The organism is Actinophytocola xinjiangensis, from assembly GCF_001921215.1.
In the GTDB taxonomy this organism is placed as follows: domain Bacteria; phylum Actinomycetota; class Actinomycetes; order Mycobacteriales; family Pseudonocardiaceae; genus Actinophytocola; species Actinophytocola xinjiangensis.
In genome coordinates, this window is the sequence record NZ_MSIF01000001.1 from 328,737 (window position 1) to 341,433 (window position 12,697).

Consider the following 12,697-nt stretch of genomic DNA (forward strand, 5'->3'; position numbering starts at 1 on the left):
GTATCAGTTATATCTTTGATAATATTCCGCGATCCTACCGCGAGCACCCGGGAGCGCACCATGGCGGAACGGACGGCCGTGACCCTGACCGTCGAGGACGGCGTCGCCTGGATCACCCTCACCGATCCCGGCCGGCGCAACAGCCTCAACCCCGTCCTGGTCACCCAACTGGCCGACGCCTGCGCCCTGGTCCGCGCCGACCGCGACGTGCGGGCCGCCGTCCTGCGCGCCGAGGGCCCGGTCTTCTCCGCCGGCGGCGACCTGGACTCCCTGGGCACCGTCCCGGCCGACCCCACGGCCGTCTACCGGGGATTCGAGGCCCTGGCGGCGTTGCCGGTACCCACGCTCGCCGCCGTCCACGCCCCGGCCATCGGCGCCGGCGTCAGCTTCGCCCTGGCCTGCGACGTGATCGTCGCCGGCCGCTCGGCGAGGTTCGACCCCCGCTTCCTCGACCTGGCGATCCACCCCGGCGGCGCGCACCTCTGGCGCCTCGAACAGCGCGTCGGCCACCAGGCCGCCACCGCCCTGATCCTGTTCGGCGAGGCGGTGACCGGTGAGCAGGCCGCGCAGGTCGGCCTGGCCTGGCGCTGCGTCCCCGACGAGGACCTCCCCGCCCTGGTCTCGGCGATGGCCGCCCGGGCCGCCGGCCGACCCGCCCCGCTCGTGCGCCGCACGAAGTCGGTCATGGCGTTGGGCCGCGCCCTGACCGACCCGTCCGCGGCGGCCGACGTCGAACAGGTGGCCCAGAACTGGTCGGTCCGCCAGCCAGAACACCTCGACGCCGTCCGTCGCGTCCGCGACCACGTCCGCCGCTGAACCGTCGCCGATCCGTCGTCGATCCGGCGCCGGCCGGTCAGGCGTCCGTGAGCCGGGTTCTGGCCAGCCGGGTCAGTTCGGGTTTGGCGACCTTGCCCACCGCGCCCCGGGGCAGGGCGTCGACGAACCACAGGTGCCGGGGCACCTTGAAGTCCGCCAGCCGCCCCCTGGCCCACCCGAGCAGGTCCGGTTCGCCGTCGGCCACGACGAACGCGGCCGGCGCCTCGCCCAGACGTTCGTGCGGCACGCCGACCACCGCCGCCTCCCGCACGGCCGGGTGCTCGCGCAGGGCGTGTTCGACCTCCGCCGGGTACACGTTGAACCCGCCGACGATGATCAGTTCCCTGGCCCGGCCGACGATCCGCACGTTGCCGTCGACCCCCAGCCAGGCCAGGTCGCCGGTGCGCAGCCAGCCGTCGTGGACGACCTCGGCGGTGGCGGCCGGGTCGTCGAGGTAGCCGGCCATCACGTTGGCGCCGCGCACCTCCAGCTCCCCGACCTGGTCGGGGCCGCGCTCGTCGCGGCCGGCGATGCGCACCTCGACGCCCTCGATCGGCGCGCCGATCGAGGTTTCGGGCAGGTCGGGGGGATCGCCGGGGCGGGTCATCGTGCACACGCCGGTCGCCTCGGTCAGGCCGTAGCCGATCACCACGTCGCGCACGCCCAGTTCCGCGCGCAGCGCGCGGACCAGGTCGGGCGGGACGACCGCCGACCCGATCACCGCGGTGCGCACGCCAGGGTCGGCCGGCAGCTCACCGGCGCGCAGCGCGTCGAGCACGTAACCCTGGACCGTCGGCGGCGCGTTGAACACCGCCACCTCGCCGCCGCCGACCAACTCGACCACGCTCGCGCGCGACACGTGCGGCAGCAGTACGGCCGTGGCCCTGGCGTGGAACGGGGACAGCAGGCCGGTCTTGAAGCCGCCGACATGGGCCAGCGGATAGGTCACCGGGAACACGTCGGCCCGGCGCAGGCCGACGGTGGCCGCCCACGTCGCGGCGGTCGCCACCAGCGGCGCCTGCCGCAGCACGGCGCCCTTGGGGGTGCCGGTGGTGCCGGAGGTGAACTGGACGACCGCGTGTTCGACCGGTGTCCCGCCGTGCTCGGCCGGCCCGAGCAGATCCGACCACCGCAGCCCCGGTCCCGCCGGGCCGCCGAGGCGCACCAGCCGCTGCGGTGCGACGAACGCGGCGGCCTCGGTGGCCAGCGGCCGGTCACGGAAGGCGTCGGGCACCAGCAGGAACCGGCAGCCGGCGCGGGCGAGGATCGCCGACGCCTCGGCCGGGGTGTAGCGCGGGTTGAGCGGCACGAGCGCGCCGCCGGCGACCACGACCGAGAGCATCGCCACGGCACAGTCGAGCGTGTTGACCGCCCAGGCCGCCACCCGCTCGCCCGGGGCGAGGCCGAGGGCGAGCCAGGCCGCGGCGCCCCGGCGGACGGTGGTGGCCAGCTCCGCGTAGGTCAGCCGGTCGGCTCCGCACCGCAGGGCGGCGGTCGTGGGGGAGTCCTCGGCGGCGTCGGCGAGCAGGTCGGCGAGTGGGGCCCGGGTCATCCGATCGTGGTCTCCCTGTCGTGGATGCGCCAGCCGTCCTCGGTCCTGACCAGCTCGTCGCGGTAGGTCCCGGCGACCGACACGGTGGGTGCCGACGTGGTGGCGGTGAGGAAGGCGAAGTACGAGACGGCGGTCGCCCGGTCGCCGCTCACCGTGACATGCAGTGGGACGACGAAGTGTCTGGTGGCCGTCCCTGGGCCGCTGATCCCCTGGTCACGACGTGTCGCGGCGGCGGCGACGATCTCGTCGGCGCCGGTCTGCCGTTCCTGACCGGATCGCCACGTCGCGTTTGGGCTGTAGATGCGGCGGTAGTCCTCTGGTTCACCCACGTCGCCGGTAAGGGCCGCGAGGCCGATGAGCGAGCGGATCGAGCTGTCGTCCTCCGTTTGTGTTGTCTCTAACATAGCAATATTATAAGTGTTAGAAACGGAGGCGGACATGGCCGACACGAAGGTTCTCGTCGACAGCGGACTCGTCCTGTGCGACGGTCCGCGCTGGCACAACGACACGCTGTGGTTCTCCGACCTGTACGGCGGCCATGTGTACACAGTGGACCATTCGGGCCGTCTGGAACAGGTCCTTCCGGTCGCGGCCGGCCCCTCCGGGCTCGCCTTCCCGGCCGACGGCTCGCTGCTGGTCGTCTCCCAGCACGACCAGCGGATCCTGCGCCGCGCCGCCGACGGCACGGTCACCACCCACGCCGACCTCGCCGGGTACGCCCGGCACGACGCCAACGACCTGGTCCTGGACAGCTCCGGCCGCGCCTACGTGTCGAGCTTCGGCTACGACCTGGCCGCCGGTGCCCCGCTCGAACCCGCGCCCCTGGTCCTGGTCGACACCGACGGCGCCGTCAGCGTCGTCGCCGACGGTCTGCGCTTCCCCAACGCCCTGGTCCTCACCGACGACGAGCGCACCCTGCTGGTCAGCGAGACCGAGGGCCACGTGATCACCGCCTTCGACCGGGCGCCGGACGGCACCCTGGGCGGCCAGCGCGTCTGGGCCGATCTCGGCGACCTGCGGCCAGACGGCATGTGCCTGGACGCCGAGGGTCAGCTGTGGATCGCCTGCCTGGAGGCGGAGGCCGTCGTGCGGGTCGCCGAGGGCGGGCGGGAGACCGCCAGGGTCACGACCCCCGGCCGGTGGGCCACCGCGTGCATGCTCGGCGGCCGGCACCGCCGGGACCTCTACGTGCTGACCGCCAGGACCTCGCCGGAGATGCTCGCGCGGGGCGAGTTCCACGGGGCGGTCGAGGTGGTCGAGGTCGACGTGCCGGGAGCCGGCAGGCCGTGAGATCCCAGCGAGTGCGAAGGAGCGCCCGATGAAGGTCGGTTTCACCATGGACATGCGCAACCCCAGGGGCGAACCGTGGAAGCAGTTCTGGGAGGACCGGCTGTGGCTGTTCCGCGAGGCCGAGGCGATGGGCTTCGACTACCTGATGGTGCAGGAACACTTCTTCACCAAGGACGGTTACGCCCCGTCGGCCACCGTGTTCCTGACGCTGCTGGCCGAGCGCACGTCGACCGCGCGGATCGGCTCGTACACCTACGTCCTGCCGCTGCACAACGCCGCGCGGCTCGCGCAGGAACTGGCGCTGATCGACCACCTCAGCGACGGTCGGCTCGACGTGACTGTCGGTAGTGGACACCGTGCGCTGGAGTACGTCGCGTTCGGACACTCGCCCAAGACCCGCCCGTCGCGCATGGAGGAAGGGTTGCAGGTCCTGCTCAAGGCGTGGACCGAGCGGCCGTTCACGTTCACCGGCAGGTACTACGACCTCAAGGACATCACGGTGACGCCGGCGCCGTTGCAGCAGCCGCACCCGCCGCTGTGGGTGGCGGCCACCGCGCCGCCGGCGGCAGCGCGCGCCGGCCGCTACGGCGCGAACCTGCACGGCGCGAGCGTGGACCCGGCGTTCCACCAGGCGTATCGCGACGGGCTGGCCGAGGCCGGTGTCGACCCGGCGACCAGGCGGGTGTCCAACCCGTGGTCGATCACGGTGACCGACGAGAAGCCGGAGGCGGTGTGGGAGCGCAACAAGGAGTTGTACTTCGACCGGTGGGACTTCTACCGCCAGATCCGCATCGAGATGGGCGACCCGGACCTGGACTACGGCCTGACCCCCGGGCCGGACGCGTACCGTGACTTCGAACTGATCGGCGACGCCGACACGGTCCTGGGCACGCTGCGCGGTTTCGCCGACACGCTGCCGCTGACCGACATCGTCCACTCAGGACCCACCGGTGGCGTCCCGATCCGCGAGGAGGCGTACGGGGACCTCAAGCGCTTCGCCGACCGGGTGATGCCCGAACTGAAGCGCTGGTGACCCGGGGTGATCGAGGTGACCAGGGTGGCGCCCGGCGTCGACCTGGTCCGGCTGTCCCGCCCGGCCAGGCGCAACGCCCTGGACCTGGCGGGCTTCCGGGCCCTGGCCCAGGCGTGGCGAGAGATCGAGAGTGGTGACACCCGGGTCGCCGTCATCACCGGTACCCGGGACTTCTCCTCCGGCGCGGACCTGGCGACCCTCGACGCGGACGTCCGGGCCACCGGCAGGCAGGCGTGGGTGGACATCGAACAGGCCCTGCTGCGTGACGTCGTCCTGACCACCCCGGTCGTCTCGGCGGTGGAGGGCCTCTGCTTCGGTGCGGGGATGGAGCTGGTGGGCGCCACGGACATCCGCATCGCCGGCGGTGACGCGGTGTTCGCCCTGCCGGAGGTGCGGCACGGCTTCATCCCCAGTGGAGGTTCGGTGGCGCGATTACCGCGCCAGCTGGGGCCGGCCGCCGCGATGCAGATCCTGCTGACCGGCGCCCGGTTCGGTGCGGACCGGTTGTTCCACTGGGGCTTCCTGAGCGAGGTGGTGGGGCCGGGGGAGGCGTTGGACCGGGCGCTGGAGCTCGCCGGGACGATCGCCGGACATCCGGTGGCGGCGGTGGCGGCGATCAAGCGTGCGGTGGCGGAAGGGCTGGCCGGGACGCTGGACGAGGCGTACGCGGCGGAGTCCCGGATCGGCCGGGAGATCCTTCGGCGCTGATTCCGGGTAGACGGTTGCCAGTCCAAAATTTTACTTCTCACTATTAACTATATAGATGTCCGATTATGGCCGGATTTCCGAGAGGTGGGCGACCTCGGAGGCCGAGCCCGGTCGGGAACGCGAAAAACGCGGGGGAAGGGCGGTCCAGCGGTGAAGGGACGAGGAAGACCATGAGCATCCCGGTCCGGTCCATCCATGCCGTCGGCAGAGTCGCGATCGGGGCCGCCGAGGCCGCCGCTGACCTTCTCGGTGTCGACGTCATCCCGATCCGGCGGGCCACCGACCTGCCGCTCGCTGAACTGGACGTCCTGGTCGGTGTCGCGCTGGAACGGGCGGGCTGGGCGGAGGCGACCCGGCTCCGGCTCGTGCAGCTGGCCGGGTCGGGGGCGGAGAGGTTTCTCCCCGCCCACGGGCTCCCCGACGCCGTCGAGGTCGCGAACGCACGGGGTGTCGCCGCGCCGGAGATGGCGGAGTTCGCGGTCGCCGCCCTGTTGGCACTGGCGAAGCGGCTTCCGCAGGCCTGGGAGAACCAGCGTGCCCACCAGTGGCGGCGCACCGAGCCCCAACTGCTCGCCGGTGCGCGCGCGCTGGTGGTGGGTGCGGGCCCGGTCGGCCGTCAGACGGCCCTCCGGTTGCGGGCGTTGGGCATGACCGTGACCGGGGTGCGACGCTCCGCGACGCCCTGCGCGGACTTCGACGACGTCGTGTCGGCCGACGAGTTGTCCGACCGTCTGCCGACGGCCGCCGTCGTGGTGATCGCGGTGGCGTCCACGGGGGACACGAAGGGGATGTTCGACCGCGAGAGGTTGGCGCGGTGTGCGCCGGGCTGTCTGATCGTGAACGTCGCGCGGGGTGACGTGCTGGACGAGAAGGCTCTCGTCGAGTCGCTGGAGGCGGGGCGGTTGGGTGGGGCGGCGCTGGATGTGGTGGTCAACGAGCCGTTGCCGGCCGGCGATCCGTTGTGGACGACGCCCGGGTTGCTGGTCACGCCCCATGTCTCCTGGTACTCGCCTGACTACCTGCGGCGCGTGGGGGTCGTGCTGGCGGAGAACGTGCGGCGGGTGGAGCGGGGTGAACCGGTCCGGAACCGGGTCGACCGGGGTCGTGGTTACTGAGGGTCTTGTCCGGCGGCCTCCGCTCGCCTATCTTATCAATGATTAACGGATAGCCACTCAATGGCGGAGGGCGGGCCCGTGGCCAACGACGATCAGGTCAAGGTGTCGGTACAGGCCGTCGGCAAGGTGTTCACGTCGAAGGCCCGCCGGGTGGAGGCGCTCGCCGCCATCGATCTGGACGTTCGGGACGGCGAGTTCCTCTGCCTGTTGGGCCCCTCGGGCTGCGGCAAGACCACGTTGTTGCGGATCATGGCGGAGCTGGAGTCGCCGTCGTCCGGGCGGATCGAGATGCGCCACGACGACCCCGACCGGCCGCTGTCGTCGGTCGTGTTCCAGGACTACTCCGTGTTCCCCTGGAAGACGATCATGGACAACGTCGTGTTCCCGCTGCTGCAGAACGGGTACCGGCGGCGGGAGGCGCGCGAGGTCGCCCGGCACTGGCTCGGCCAGCTCGACCTCGCCGGGTTCGAGAAGTCCTTTCCGGACACCGTCTCCGGCGGTATGAAACAGCGGGTGGCGATCGCGCGCGCCCTGGCACTGCGGCCCGAACTGCTGCTCATGGACGAGCCGCTGGCCGCGTTGGACGCCCAGCTGCGGCTGCTGCTCCAGGAGAAGCTGCTCGACCTGTGGCAGCACAACCAGAACACGGTCGTGTTCGTCACGCACTCGATCGACGAGGCGTTGCTGCTCGGTGACCGGATCGCGGTGATGAGCGCTCGTCCCGGCCGGATCGACACGGTGATCGACGTGCCGTTCGCCCGGCCGCGTGACCCGGACGAGATCCGCGCGTCGCCCGACTTCGCCGCGTTGCGCGACGACATCTGGCACCGCCTGCGAAGGGAGCTCCAGGTCTCATGACCGCCGACCTTTCCCAGACCCGCGCGCCGTCCGCGGCCGCGACCAGCAAGGTCATCGTCCCGTCGGCCAGGGAGCGGGACCCGCGCGGCTACGCGCGGCGCCGCCGCCTGCTGGAACGCGGGCTCGCGGTCGGCGTGCCGATCGCCCTGATCGCCCTGTGGCAGGGGCTGGCCAGCGCCGGGGTGGCCGAGAGCCAGTACTTCCCGCCGCCGCTGGAGATCGCCTCCAGCTGGGGTGAACTGGTCTCCCAGGGCGTCTACTTCGAGTCCGTGCTGGCCAGTGTGCAGCGCATCGCGCTCGGTTACCTGTTCGGCACGCTCGCCGCGTTGGTGATCGGGTTCGCCATCGGGTCCAGCAAGCTGGCGCGCTCGGCGTTGGAGCCGACGATCGCCGCGCTGTACACGGTGCCCAAGCTGGCGGTGCTGCCGCTGCTGCTGCTGGTGTTCGGGCTGGGGGAGACCAGCAAGATCCTGCTGGTCGCGTTGACCTGCTTCTTCGTCGTGTTGATCAACACGATCGACTCGGTCGCCGGTGTGTCCACGAAGTACACCGATGTCGGCCGGTCGTGCAAGGCCTCGCGGTGGGCGGTGCTGTGGCACATCACGCTGCCCGCCGCGCTGCCCCAGACGCTGACCGGGATGCGGATCGCCTCCGGGATGGCCGTCATCGTGATCGTCGGCGCCGAGTTCGTGGCGGCCGACACCGGGCTGGGTTTCCTGGTCTGGAACTCCTGGAACCTCGGCGTGCCCGAGTACATGTTCGTCGGCATCGTGTCGATCTCGCTGATCGGGGTCATCGCGACCGCGCTGTTGCGCCTCGTCGAGCGCCTGCTGACCCCCTGGAACCGCTGAGTGCGGAGAGGACAGTCCACATGAGAGCAATTGGGTCCCTGGCGGTGGTGCTGACCGCCACCCTGGCGCTGGCCGCGTGCGGCGACGACGGCGCCGACGCGGGCGGCGGTGGTGGCGGCGACACGGGCGGGGCGCTCACCGTCGGTTACATCTCGGGCGCGTCGCTGGCCCCGGCGTTCGTCGCCGAGGATCTCGGCTGCTACTCCGAGCAGGGCCTGGACGTCACGTTCGAGCCGATCAACAACCCGGCCGACGCGATCGCCTTCCTGTCCCAGCGCAAGATCGACGCCTACGTCGGGTCGCCGTCGGCCGGGATGTTCAACCAGGTCGCGCGGGGGGCGACGCTGAAGCTGGTGGCCTCGCTCGGGTCGGTGAACGTCCCGGGTGACGAGCCGGCGCCCAGCGGGCTCTACGGCGGCAAGGACGTGGCGACGGTCGAGGACCTGCGCGGCAAGCGGGTCGCGAGCCTGGGCACGGTGGGCACGGCGACGTCGTTCCTGCTGGGCAAGGCGCTGGCCGAGGGCGGCCTGACCTTCGCCGACGTGGAGGTCGTTCCGCTGTCGGTGGCCGACATGGGGGAGGCGCTGCGCAACGGCGGGGTCGCCGCCGCGCTGCTGATCGCGCCCTACACCCAGCAGGCCGTGGACGGCGGTTACGCCAAGGAGCTGGTGGACTCGAAGATCGCCTACGGCGAGGAGACCACCTCGGCGGTCATGTACGGGCCGACGCTGCTGGAGCAGGACCGGGACACCGGGGTGGCCTACCTGAAGGCGGTGGCCTGCGCGGCGGGCCGGATGACCGGCGACTGGCGCAAGGATCCGGAGATCGTGGCGCCGCTGGCGAAGTTCATGAAGGTGCCGGAGGAGACCATCAGCGGCGGCGGGCTCTACGCCTTCGACCCGACGCTGGCGATCAACGCGGGCACGCTGACCTCGATGCAGGAGATGTTCCACGACACCGAGGGCACGTTGACCTACGAGGAGACGCTCGGCGCCGACAAGCTGGTCGACGACCAGATCAGGCTGGACGCGATCGACGCCAGCTAGACACCGCCCGCCGATGGGCGCCCCGAGGGGCGCCCATCGGCGTCAGCGTGTGCCGGAGAAGTCGATGTCGTCGAGCAGGTTGGTGTTGACGGTGTCCTTCTTGGCCTCTTCGAGGCTGGACCTGCGGGTGGCCGCGAGGTGGGCGCTGGCCAGGGTGACCGTGCGCTTCTCGTCGCCGGCGGCGATCGCCTCGACCAGCTTCTCGTGGTCGCGCAGCGCGGCCCGGCGGGACTTGCGGGCCAGCGCCGAGGTCTGGTCGGGTTCGCCGTCGACCATGGCCGCCTCGGACCACACGGTGGACTCGTGGGCGGTCCAGATGGTCTCCAGCGAGCCGATGATGACGATCATCGTCTCGTTGCCGCAGTGCCGCACGAGGGTCTCGTGGAACTTGCGGGCGTGCGCGGGGAACTGCTCGGGGTCGTCGAAGGTCGCCTCCTGCTCGGCGAGCACCGCGCGCAGGGCCGGGACCACGGTGTCCTCGCGGTCGGCGCGGGTGGCGCACAGCGCGGCGCAGGCCGGCTCCAGGTGCAGCAGGGCGCCGCTGACGTCACCGATGGTGGTGTCGCGGGTCTGCAGGACCATGGTGATCGTGCGGGCGATGCGTTCGGGGGTCGGCAGGTGCACCACGGCGCCGCCCACGTTGCCCCGGCGCACCGTGATCAGGCCCTCGGTCTCCAGGATCCGCATGGCCTCGCGCACGGCGGGCAGGCTGACCCGGAAGTCGTTGAACAGGTGCTCCTGACGTGGCAGGCTGTCGCCTTCCTTGAGCTTGCCGGTGAGGATGTCATCACGCAGGCGCGCCGCCACGATCTCCGCCAGGCGCGGTTGGCGCAGCTGTCGCATGCCGTTCTCCTTCGTGTCAGGGTCGGGGCCAAGCGTAGCGCTGACCGGTTCGCATCATCGCCAAGACACCAAAGACAGCATCATTTCGCCACTTGGCGTGGGTACTCAGGCCCGCAGTTCGCGGCGCAGCACCTTGCCGACGTCGGACCGGGGAAGTGCGTCGATCGTCGTGTAGCCGGCGGGGACCTTGTACGGTGCCAGGTGCTGTCGGCACCACGCGGTCAACTCGGCCGCGGCCGGCGTGTCGGGGCCGGTGGGGACGATCCAGGCGTGCGGCACCTCACCGAGGCGCGGGTCGGGTAACCCGGCGACGGCGGCGTCGCGCACGCCGGGGTGGCGGCGCAGGACCTCCTCGACCTCGTCGGGGAAGACCTTGAGCCCGCCCCGGTTGATCATGTCGCTGACCCGGCCCTCGATCCACAGGAAACCCTCGGTGTCGAGGTGGCCCAGGTCGCCGGTGCGCAGGAAGCCGTCGACGAACCGGTCGTCCTGCTCGGTGCTCTCGGACCTGACTGGCTCCGAGTTGGCGTAGCCGCGCATCCGGAAGGGGGAGCGGATGTGGATGTGTCCTGGCTCGCCGGTGGGCAGGGAGCGGCCCGTGTCGTCGACGATCCGCACGTCGACGTCGTCGTAGGGCCGGCCGGCGGCGCCGAGCTTGCCGGTGCCGAACTCGCGGATGTCGTCGACGGTCCAGCCGACGACCTCGCCGCCGAGTTCGGTCTGGCCGTAGGAGTTGAGCACGAGCACGCCGAAGCGGTCGTGGAAGCGGCGGGCCACGGCCGGCGACAGCGGCGCGGTGATGGAGCGCACGATCCGCAGCGGGGCGACCGAGTCGACGGTGTCGCTGTCGCACAGGGCGGTGATCATCGCCGGGGGCAGCACGGTGGAGGTGATCTCGTGCCGGCGCACGGCCGCGACCAGGGCCTCGGGGGTGAACCGGTCGAGCAGCACGACGCCGTAGCCGGCGCGCAGCGAGAACAGCGTGTTGAAGATGCCGGCCCACAGGGCCAGTGACAGCGGGATGAGGTTGAGCCGGGGGGTTGCCGGGAGGGCGGGGGTGGTGGGCCTGCGCCGGCGGCGCAGCTTGCGCAGGCTGGAGTCGAGGGCGTCGATGGTGGAGCGGTGGCGCAGCTGCACGGCCTTGGGGCGGCCGGTGGTGCCGGAGGTCCGCAGGACCAGGGCGATCTCCTGGTCGTAGGCGGTGGGGTCGGCGCGGACCGGTCGCCGCAGGGCGGCCTGCCAGGTGGTGGCCTGGACGTGCACCATCGCGACGTCGGCGATCTGGCGGTCGAGGTCCTCGGCGGTGCCCAGGAGCAGCTCGACGGGGGTCTCGTCGATGAGTGCGGCGATCTCGGCCGGGGTACTCCGGCGGTTGACCGGGACGTACACGCCGCCGGCCGCCCACACGGCGAACATGCCGACCACGCCGAACGGTCCGGTGCCGACCAGACCGCCGACCGGCACGCCCTGGCGGACGCCGGCCTTGACCAGGACGGAGGCGACGGAGTCGACGGCCGAGCGCAGCTCGCGCAGTGACAGGGCCCGGTCCGGTGCGTGCAGCACCGTCGCGTCGTCGGTCGCGGGCAGGTCGGTGAGCAGGCTCAGCAGCGTGGCCTGGTCGGGACCCGGCGCGCCGCCGGACGGCACAGTCGAACTCATGCGCACCCCTCTTCGGAGCCGGATCCTCCATCCGACCTCTTATTCTTGTAAAGATATATAGTTAACGATGGGTGAGCAAGCATGGTGGTTGAAAGATTCAATCTTTAGGATGCTGACATGGTTGACCGGTACGTCGACGCCGACGGGCTCGTGATCACGCTGACCGACGGGGTGCTCTCGCTGCGCCTGGACGACCAGCGCAAGCGCAACGCGATGAACGACGGTTCGTTGCGCGCCATGGTCGACGCGCTCGAACGGGCGCAGAGCGACGAGCAGGTCCGCGCGGTACTGCTGACCGGTGCCGGCGCGGACTTCTGCAGCGGCTTCGACATCGTCGCGCGCAACGCCGGCGGCGGGAAACCGAGGACCGGGTCGATCCAGCGCCGCCTCCCCGCCCAGGCGCACCGGCTGATCCCGCTGCTGTGCGAACTCCAGGTCCCGGTGGTGGCCGGGATCACCGGCTACGCCGTCGGCCTGGGCATGCAGCTCGCCCTGGCGAGCGACTTCGTGCTCGCCGACCGGACGGCGACCTTCTGGGAACCGTTCGTGGCCAGGGGGATGACCCCCGACAGCGGTGCCACCTGGCTGGCCGTACGCGCGGTCGGGCCACTGCGTGCGCGCCGGCTGCTGCTGCTGGGTGAACGGCTGGACGCCGAGCGGGCGCGGGACTGGGGCGTGGTGCACGAGGTCGTCGACGACGCCGAGGCCTCGGCCGAGGAACTGGCCGCCCGGTTGGCCGCCGGCCCCACCGTCGCACTGGGACTGACCAGGAAGCTGATCAACGAGGCGGCCGACGCCGGGCTGCGCGAGCAGCTGGAGCGGGAGGCGTTCGCGCTGGAGCTGTCCTCACGCAGCCCGGACTTCCGCGAGGGCCTGCGCGCGTTCGTCGACAAGCGCGACCCGGCCTTCGAGGGCCGGTGACCGCG

Annotated in this window: 13 protein-coding genes; 9 read left to right on the top strand and 4 right to left on the bottom strand. The window is 71.6% G+C overall.

What is annotated here, in order from left to right:
• Nucleotides 1–60: 60 nt before the first annotated feature.
• A complete protein-coding gene (locus BLA60_RS01620) occupies nucleotides 61–816 on the top strand; it encodes an enoyl-CoA hydratase-related protein (protein ID WP_075130857.1) in 756 nt (251 codons plus the stop codon).
• Nucleotides 817–853: 37 nt separating this feature from the next.
• On the opposite strand, the gene BLA60_RS01625 is transcribed toward BLA60_RS01620, so the two are convergent.
• Both BLA60_RS01625 and BLA60_RS01630 read right to left on the bottom strand, forming a co-directional pair.
• A complete protein-coding gene (locus tag BLA60_RS01625) occupies nucleotides 854–2,368 on the bottom strand; it encodes an AMP-binding protein (RefSeq protein WP_075130858.1) in 1,515 nt (504 codons plus the stop codon).
• Complete coding sequence (locus tag BLA60_RS01630) at nucleotides 2,365–2,772, bottom strand: nuclear transport factor 2 family protein (RefSeq protein ID WP_075130859.1); 408 nt, start codon at nucleotides 2,770–2,772, stop codon at nucleotides 2,365–2,367. The genes BLA60_RS01625 and BLA60_RS01630 overlap by 4 nt, the downstream gene beginning before the upstream one ends.
• Before the next feature lie 34 nt (nucleotides 2,773–2,806).
• Between BLA60_RS01630 and BLA60_RS01635 the strand changes: the two genes are divergently transcribed.
• The 7 genes from BLA60_RS01635 (at nucleotide 2,807) to BLA60_RS01665 (ending at nucleotide 9,269) form a co-directional block, all read left to right on the top strand.
• Nucleotides 2,807–3,658 carry an SMP-30/gluconolactonase/LRE family protein gene (locus BLA60_RS01635; protein WP_075130860.1) on the top strand — a complete coding sequence of 284 codons (852 nt, stop codon included), beginning with the start codon at nucleotides 2,807–2,809 and terminating at the stop codon, nucleotides 3,656–3,658.
• Between the two features lie 28 nt (nucleotides 3,659–3,686).
• On the top strand, nucleotides 3,687–4,691 hold the full coding sequence (locus tag BLA60_RS01640; protein ID WP_075130861.1) for an LLM class flavin-dependent oxidoreductase: 1,005 nt from the start codon (nucleotides 3,687–3,689) through the stop codon (nucleotides 4,689–4,691).
• 15 nt (nucleotides 4,692–4,706) lie between these two features.
• Nucleotides 4,707–5,399, top strand: coding sequence for an enoyl-CoA hydratase/isomerase family protein (locus BLA60_RS01645; protein WP_162292883.1), 693 nt, complete (start codon nucleotides 4,707–4,709; stop codon nucleotides 5,397–5,399).
• A gap of 170 nt (nucleotides 5,400–5,569) precedes the next feature.
• Entirely contained in the window at nucleotides 5,570–6,514 is a 945-nt protein-coding gene (locus BLA60_RS01650; protein WP_075130863.1) for a D-2-hydroxyacid dehydrogenase, read from the top strand.
• Nucleotides 6,515–6,592: 78 nt separating this feature from the next.
• Nucleotides 6,593–7,372, top strand: a complete 780-nt coding sequence (locus tag BLA60_RS01655; RefSeq protein WP_245811783.1) for an ABC transporter ATP-binding protein — start codon at nucleotides 6,593–6,595, stop codon at nucleotides 7,370–7,372.
• Entirely contained in the window at nucleotides 7,369–8,223 is an 855-nt protein-coding gene (locus BLA60_RS01660; RefSeq protein ID WP_075130865.1) for an ABC transporter permease, read from the top strand. Before BLA60_RS01655 ends, BLA60_RS01660 begins: the two co-directional genes overlap by 4 nt.
• Nucleotides 8,224–8,243: 20 nt before the next feature.
• Nucleotides 8,244–9,269 (top strand): ABC transporter substrate-binding protein, encoded by a 1,026-nt coding sequence (locus BLA60_RS01665; RefSeq protein ID WP_084734534.1) that lies wholly within the window; start codon nucleotides 8,244–8,246, stop codon nucleotides 9,267–9,269.
• A gap of 42 nt (nucleotides 9,270–9,311) precedes the next feature.
• On the opposite strand, the gene BLA60_RS01670 is transcribed toward BLA60_RS01665, so the two are convergent.
• Together BLA60_RS01670 and BLA60_RS01675 are read right to left on the bottom strand one after the other, a co-directional pair.
• Nucleotides 9,312–10,112: a FadR/GntR family transcriptional regulator gene (locus BLA60_RS01670; protein ID WP_075130867.1), complete on the bottom strand. Its 801-nt coding sequence runs from the start codon at nucleotides 10,110–10,112 to the stop codon at nucleotides 9,312–9,314.
• 105 nt (nucleotides 10,113–10,217) lie between these two features.
• Nucleotides 10,218–11,771: a class I adenylate-forming enzyme family protein gene (locus BLA60_RS01675; protein ID WP_075130868.1), complete on the bottom strand. Its 1,554-nt coding sequence runs from the start codon at nucleotides 11,769–11,771 to the stop codon at nucleotides 10,218–10,220.
• Between the two features lie 117 nt (nucleotides 11,772–11,888).
• On the opposite strand from BLA60_RS01675, the gene BLA60_RS01680 reads away from it, so the two are divergent.
• Nucleotides 11,889–12,692 (top strand): enoyl-CoA hydratase/isomerase family protein, encoded by an 804-nt coding sequence (locus BLA60_RS01680; RefSeq protein WP_075130869.1) that lies wholly within the window; start codon nucleotides 11,889–11,891, stop codon nucleotides 12,690–12,692.
• Nucleotides 12,693–12,697 lie beyond the last annotated feature (5 nt).

Bases quoted from the DNA above. Each gene is read 5' to 3' on its own strand.
- BLA60_RS01630 (WP_075130859.1), bottom strand. From the start codon at position 2,772: ATGTTAGAGACAACACAAACGGAGGACGACAGCTCGATCCGCTCGCTC.
- BLA60_RS01640 (WP_075130861.1), top strand. From the start codon at position 3,687: ATGAAGGTCGGTTTCACCATGGACATGCGCAACCCCAGGGGCGAACCG.
- BLA60_RS01680 (WP_075130869.1), top strand. From the start codon at position 11,889: ATGGTTGACCGGTACGTCGACGCCGACGGGCTCGTGATCACGCTGACC.
- BLA60_RS01620 (WP_075130857.1), top strand. From the start codon at position 61: ATGGCGGAACGGACGGCCGTGACCCTGACCGTCGAGGACGGCGTCGCC.
- BLA60_RS01675 (WP_075130868.1), bottom strand. From the start codon at position 11,771: ATGAGTTCGACTGTGCCGTCCGGCGGCGCGCCGGGTCCCGACCAGGCC.
- BLA60_RS01660 (WP_075130865.1), top strand. From the start codon at position 7,369: ATGACCGCCGACCTTTCCCAGACCCGCGCGCCGTCCGCGGCCGCGACC.
- BLA60_RS01625 (WP_075130858.1), bottom strand. From the start codon at position 2,368: ATGACCCGGGCCCCACTCGCCGACCTGCTCGCCGACGCCGCCGAGGAC.
- BLA60_RS01635 (WP_075130860.1), top strand. From the start codon at position 2,807: ATGGCCGACACGAAGGTTCTCGTCGACAGCGGACTCGTCCTGTGCGAC.
- BLA60_RS01665 (WP_084734534.1), top strand. From the start codon at position 8,244: ATGAGAGCAATTGGGTCCCTGGCGGTGGTGCTGACCGCCACCCTGGCG.
- BLA60_RS01650 (WP_075130863.1), top strand. From the start codon at position 5,570: ATGAGCATCCCGGTCCGGTCCATCCATGCCGTCGGCAGAGTCGCGATC.
- BLA60_RS01670 (WP_075130867.1), bottom strand. From the start codon at position 10,112: ATGCGACAGCTGCGCCAACCGCGCCTGGCGGAGATCGTGGCGGCGCGC.